This window comes from Streptomyces sp. NPDC014734, from assembly GCF_043083325.1.
Classification (GTDB): Bacteria; Actinomycetota; Actinomycetes; order Streptomycetales; family Streptomycetaceae; genus Streptomyces.
In genome coordinates, this window is sequence record NZ_JBIBYN010000072.1 from 1 (window position 1) to 1,316 (window position 1,316).

Sequence of the window (1,316 nt, forward strand, 5' to 3'; positions counted from 1 at the left end):
CGGAACGTGGGATCACCGGACAGGTCCGTCCGCAGCACCAACGTGTTCACGAAGAAACCCACAAGGTCGTCGAGCGCCTCGTCCGTACGCCCCGCAACCGGCGTACCGATCGGAATGTCCGCACCCGCACCCATCCGCGACAACAACGCCGCGAACGCCGCACGCACCACCATGAACACACTCGCACCCGACTTGCGCGCAAGGCGGACGAGACCCTTGTGCAGATCCGCGTCGACGGTCACCGGCACCGTGGCACCACGGTGCGAGGCGACCGCCGGGCGGGGACGGTCCGCAGGTAGCTCCAACTGCTCGGGAAGTGCACTCAGTTGTTGCTTCCAGTAAGTGAGCTGACGGCTGATCAGGCTGTCCGGGTCGTTCTCGTCGCCCAGCAGCTCACGCTGCCAGATCGCGTAGTCCGCGTACTGCACCGGCAGCGGCTCCCAGCCCGGAGTGCGGCCCATGGTGCGTGCCTCGTAGGCCAACGCGACGTCACGGGCCAGCGGTGCCATCGACCAGCCATCGCCCGTGATGTGGTGCAGGACGACGACCAGGACGTGTGTGGTGTCGCTGAGCCCGAACAGCGATGCGCGCAGGGGAGCTTCGGCCGTCAGGTCGAACCCGCGCCGCGCGGCCCGGGCTATCGCGTCCGGAACCTCGTCCTCGCGGATCTGCCGTACCGGCATCTCCATCGTGGAGTCCGTGGCGGCGAGGACACGCTGGACCGGCACACCGTCCTCGCCCTCGGGGAAGACCGTGCGCAGCGACTCATGGCGTGCGATGACGTCGCACAGGGCCTCGCGCAGGGTGTCGCGGTCCAGCGGACCCGTAATCCGCAGGGCGATGGGCATGTTGTACGTGACGGACTCGGGGCCCTCGAAGCGGTTGAGGAACCACAGCCTGCGCTGTGCGAACGACAGAGGGACCTCGGCGGGGCGGTCGGCCGGCACCAGCGCAGTGCGGGCACCCTGCGCGTCCGCCATGCGGGCGACCAGCTCCGCGACGGTAGGCGATTCGAACATGGCCCGGGGCGGGACCTCCGTCCCGAACACCGCACGAATGCGGCTGATCACCCGGGTGGCATGCAGGGAGTGTCCGCCCAGTTCGAAGAAGCTGTCGTCGATCCCGACCTTCTCCACCCCGAGCACCTCGGCGAAGATCGCGCAGAGGACCTCCTCGCGGGCGTCACGCGGGTCGCGTATGCGCCGCGCCTCGACGTACTCGGGGGCGGGCAGGGCTCGCTTGTCGATCTTGCGGTGGGCGGTGAGGGGCAGCTCGGGCAGACTGACCACCGCGGCCGGGACCATGAACTCGGGCAG

1 protein-coding gene is annotated in these 1,316 nt (G+C 69.1%); it reads right to left on the reverse strand.

The annotated features are described in order from the left end of the window. Positions 1 to 1,316 (reverse strand): condensation domain-containing protein (locus ACF1CT_RS37385; RefSeq protein WP_391788497.1); only part of this gene is annotated, 1,316 nt, incomplete at both ends.